A 4,869-nucleotide genomic window follows, 5' to 3' on the forward strand; every position below is an offset into this window, starting at 1 on the left:
CAACGTCGACAGCGACGGCTACCTGTTGCAGGGCTCCTACAAACTGGGCAAGAACCGCCTGGCCTTGTCCTACGGCAAGACCAATGACGATGGCAACGGCGTGGTCGGCAGCGGCGCGGACTACGAGACCCGCGGCATCGCGTTGTTCCATGACGTGAACGACAACCTCAAGCTGGTGGCCGAGTACAACCAGTTCGAAATCAACGGCCACGACACCGACGAGCAGAACGAAGACACCGATACCTTTGCCGTGGGCGCGGTGCTGACCTGGTAGCTGACCGGAATACAAACAATTGTGGGAGCGAGCCTGCTCGCGATGGCTGAGTGTCAGGCGACATGGATGTTGGCTGTGATGGCCCCATCGTCGGAACGCCGCCCGGAGCAAGCTCGCTCCCACAGGTATGAGCTTTAACTCTCTCATCCCATCGAAGCGGTTACCCGCTACCCAAGTAGCATTCGTCGCCCCCCACAGACTTCGTACACTCGTGCCTCATACACACGCACCTGCGGGAGGTAAGGATGCAGCAGAGCGAAGGCGTCGTCAGTGCAATGTCCCAGGCCACCGATGCCCGGCAGGTCGCGCAGGAACTGGCACGACAGTTGYTGCATCCGCACCTGGGSTTCGTGCTGTTCTTCTGTTCCGCCGAGTACGACTTGCAGGCGCTGGGCCAGGCCTTGCAGCAAAGCTTCGGCGGCATTCGCCTGGCGGGCTGCACCAGCGCCGGGGAAATCACTCCGCTGGGCTACGGGCGCAATTGCGTGACGGCGGTGGGCTTCGATCACCGGCACTTTTCCATCGCCATCGAGCTGATCGACCAGATGGAGCACTTCAGCCTGATCGACGCCCAGCAAATGGTCGAGCGCCTGGTCAGTGGCTGTCGCAGCAACACCCTGGCGCCGATCAAGGGCAACAGCTTTGCCCTGACCCTGCTCGATGGCCTGTCCAGCCGTGAAGAAATGGTCCTGGCGGCCTTGAGCGCGGCACTGGGCGACATTCCGCATTTCGGCGGCTCGGCCGGCGACGATAACTACCTGACCCATACCCATGTGTACTTCGATGGCGAGTTTCACAGCGGCGCGGCCGTGGTGGTGCTGGTCAACACCTGGCTGGATTTCGAAGTGTTCACCACCCACCACGTGCTGCCCCGCGCCGAGAAGCTGGTGGTTACCGGGGCCGACAGCACCTTGCGCCGGGTCTTCGAGCTCAATGCCGAGCCGGCCGCCGCCGAGTACGCCCGGCACATCGGCGTGCCGGTGGCGCAACTCGATCACCGGGTCTTCGCCGCGCACCCGCTGGCGGTGCGGATCAACCAGCAGTACTACGTGCGGGCCATCCAGCAGGTGCATCCGGACCTGAGCCTGAGTTTCTACTGCGCCGTGGAAAACGGCATCGTCCTCACCGCCATGACCCCGGGGCCGATGCTGCCGAACCTGCAGAGCCTGTTCGAGGGGTTGCAGGAGCGCCTGGGCGATTTGCTGCTGACCATCGGTTGCGACTGTTTCCTGCGGCGTCTGGAACTCGAAGACGACGGCAGCCTCGATCAGATCGGCTCGTTTTTGCGTGAGCAACGGGTGATGGGTTTCAACACCTATGGAGAACAGTTCAATGGCATGCATATCAACCAGACCTTCACCGGCGTTGCCATTGCCCGCGGCCGTGCCCCAGGACATCGCTGAGCTGCAGGCCGAACTGGCCGGGCTGCGCCTGGAAAACCATAAACTGCAGCGCATCAATGGCGCGCTGATCGAACGGGTCGAGTCCGGGGTGACCCGCGGCAACGATCCGTACGCGGCGTTCCAGCATTCGGTGGTGCTGGCCGAGCAAGTGCGCGAACGCACCGATGCCCTGAACCAGGCCATGGCCGAACTCAAGGCCGGTAATCATTTGCTCAGCGAAGCCCGCCTGCGCGCGGAAACGGCGCATCAACACCTGATCGATGCCATCGAAAGCATATCCGACGCCTTCGTCCTGTTCGACGCCGAGCAGCGCATCGTGCTGTTCAACAGTCGCTTCAAGGCGTTCTGGAGCAACAGCCGGGTGCGGATCAATGCCGGCATGCGCCTGACCGAGGTCAAGCGGTTGATGATGAACAACGGCCTGTTCACCGAAGAACCTCGCGGGCATGCCGACGAAAACCTGCTTTACCGCCTGCAGAACGGGCGCTGGCTGCAAGTCAGCGAGCGGCCGACCCAGGAAGGTGGGCGGGTGATTCTGTTCACCGACATTACCGACGTCAAACTCAGCGAAACCGTACGCCGTGAGCAGGCGGTGGCGCAGAAGTCCCATCTGTTGCAGCGGGCGGTCGACAATCTGTCCCAAGGGGTGGCGATGGTCAGCGCCGAGGGCATTCTGGAGCTGTGGAACCGGCGTTTCCTGGAGCTGAGCGGCCTGGCACCGGTGGCTGCCCATCGCCCGTTTGCCGAAGTGATCGCCGACAGCGAATTGAACCTTTTGACTCCGGCCAGTCGCGATGGCAATGGACGACCGGTCCGCGAATGTGAGCAGCGCCTGTTCGATGGCCGGGTCCTGGAAATCCGCACCCATCCGTTGCCTACCGGTGGTTTCGTCAACACCTACACCGACATCACCGAACGCTACCAGCACGCTGAGGCGCTGAGTGAAAGCGAACACTGGATTCGCCTGATCACCGATCACGTACCGGCATTGATTGCCTACCTCAATGCCGATCTGGTCTACGAGTTCACCAACAAGGTCTACGAAGAGTGGTACTGCTGGCCCCGCGGCGTGATGCTCGGCCAGAGCCTGCGCGAAGTGCACAGCGAACAGCATTACCAGCGGCTGGAGTCCTACGTGGCCAGGGCACTGGCCGGCGAGAGCGTGACCTTTGAGTTCGCCGAAACCAACGTCAACAACCAGGAGCGTTACATGCTGCGCTCCTATGTGCCCAACCGTCTGGCCAGTGGCGAGGTGGTGGGGATTTTCGTGCTGATCCGCGACATCACCGAACRCCGCCGCACCGCGGAGGCGCTGCATCAGGCTTATCAGAACCTGGAGCTGCGGGTACGCGAGCGCACKGCGGAATTGACCACCCTCAACGACCAGTTGCTGCGCGAGATCGATGAGCGGCGCCTGGTCGAGTCTCGCTTGCGCGAAGCCAAGCAGGAAGCCGAGCAGGCCAACCTGTCGAAAACCAAGTTCCTCGCCGCCGTCAGCCACGACCTGCTGCAACCGTTGAATGCCGCGCGCCTGTTTACCAGTGCCTTGCTGGAACGGCGCGAGCCGATGTCCAGCGAGATTCTGGTGCGCAACGTGAGCAATTCCCTGGAAGACGTGGAGAACCTGCTCGGCACCCTGGTGGACATTTCCAAGCTCGATGCGGGGGTGATCAAGGCCGACATTACGCCGTTCGCCCTCAGTGAACTGCTGGACAACCTGGCCGCCGAATACACCCAGGTGGCACGCAGTGAAGGCCTGCAACTGCACTTCATCAGTTGTTCGGCGCTGGTGCGCAGCGACATCCAGCTGCTGGCGCGGATTCTGCGCAACCTGCTGAGCAATGCCATTCGCTATACCTGCAGTGGCCGAGTGGTGCTCGGTTGCAGACGGCATCATCAGTGCCTGACGATCGAAGTCTGGGACAGCGGCATGGGCATTGCCGAGCATCGCCTGGAGGAGATTTTCCAGGAGTTCAAGCGCGGAGATGTGCAGCGACCGGATCAGGATCGCGGTCTGGGCCTGGGCCTGGCGATTGTCGAGAAAATCGCCGGCATTCTCGGGCATCGCATTGATGTGCGCTCGTGGCCGGGCCGGGGCTCAATGTTCTCGGTCGAAGTCCCGTTGAGCGCCACCGCGCCGAAGCCGCCGCCGACGTTGCAGATGAGCGAGCCGATGCTCGAGCGCCTGCGGGGTGCACGGATCTGGGTGCTGGACAACGACGCGACCATCTGTGCCGGCATGCGCACCTTGCTGGAGGGGTGGGGGTGCCAGGTGGTGACGGCGCTGTCGGAGGAGGACCTGGCACGGCAAGTGGACAATTACCACGCCGAGGCCGACCTGCTGATCGCCGACTACCACCTGGACAACGACCGGAACGGTATCGATGCGGTGGCAAGAATCAATGCCCGTCGTGCCTCACCGATTCCGGCGATGATGATCACGGCCAACTACAGCAATGAACTCAAACAGCAGATCCGCGAACTGGGCCACACCCTGATGCACAAACCGGTGCGGCCGATGAAGCTGAAGACGGCGATGAGTCATTTGCTTGGCCGGCCTTGAGATCTCGGCGTTTTTGCCACCGCTATCGCGAGCAGGCTCACTCCTACAGGTACATCGCAATCCTGTAGGAGTGAGCCTGCTCGCGATAAGAGCGACGCGGTCTTGTTGACTCAACGCCGCAGATAAGACCCGAAATCAATATCCCCGGCACTCAGGATCGCCTGCACCCGGTTGTGCACGTTGAGCTTGCGCAGGATCGCCGAGACGTGGGCCTTGACCGTGGTCTCGGCGATTTCCAGGGTGTAGGCGATCTGCTTGTTCGATTCGCCCTTGGTCATGCGTTCCAGCACCTGCAGTTGCTTGCGGGTCAGGGCCTGGAGCAGTTCGGGCGGAAAGCTCGGGGTGTCATTCATGCGCCGGTGGGTGCTGCTTTTGGCGGTGCGGATGATGTCCGGAGGCAGGTAGACATTGCCATTGAGAATCTGCTGGATGGCGTCGGTCATCTGGGCGCGGGGTGACGATTTGGTGATGAAACCCACCGCACCGTAGGTGATGGCTTGCAGCACGATCTGTTTGTCTTGCTCGGCGGAGACAATCACCACCGGAATGGTCGGCGCTTCGTTACGCAGGTTGATCAGGCCATTGAGCCCGTGCATCCCGGGCATGTTCAGGTCGAGCAGGATCAGGTC

The 4,869-nt window shown here is 62.0% G+C and carries 4 protein-coding genes; 3 read left to right on the top strand and 1 reads right to left on the bottom strand.

Annotated features, from left to right (window positions below):
• From ACXRVY_RS17290 to nahK, 3 genes are all read left to right on the top strand, one after another.
• The coding region (locus ACXRVY_RS17290; protein WP_458237843.1) for a porin at nt 1-274 on the top strand (274 nt) is incomplete at its 5' end.
• Between the two features lie 245 nt (nt 275-519).
• Nucleotides 520-1,677 carry a nitric oxide-sensing protein NosP gene (nosP, locus tag ACXRVY_RS17295; protein WP_223461945.1) on the top strand — a complete coding sequence of 386 codons (1,158 nt, stop codon included), beginning with the start codon at nt 520-522 and terminating at the stop codon, nt 1,675-1,677.
• Nucleotides 1,607-4,240, top strand: a complete 2,634-nt coding sequence (gene nahK, locus ACXRVY_RS17300) for a hybrid sensor histidine kinase/response regulator NahK/ErcS' (RefSeq protein ID WP_458237844.1) — start codon at nt 1,607-1,609, stop codon at nt 4,238-4,240. Before nosP ends, nahK begins: the two co-directional genes overlap by 71 nt.
• A 110-nt stretch (nt 4,241-4,350) precedes the next feature.
• Here the strand turns inward: nahK and ACXRVY_RS17305 are convergent.
• A partial coding sequence (locus tag ACXRVY_RS17305) for a LuxR C-terminal-related transcriptional regulator (protein ID WP_458237845.1) occupies nt 4,351-4,869 on the bottom strand: 519 nt, incomplete at its 5' end.

Source organism: Pseudomonas sp. P5_A2_2 (genome assembly GCF_054177685.1).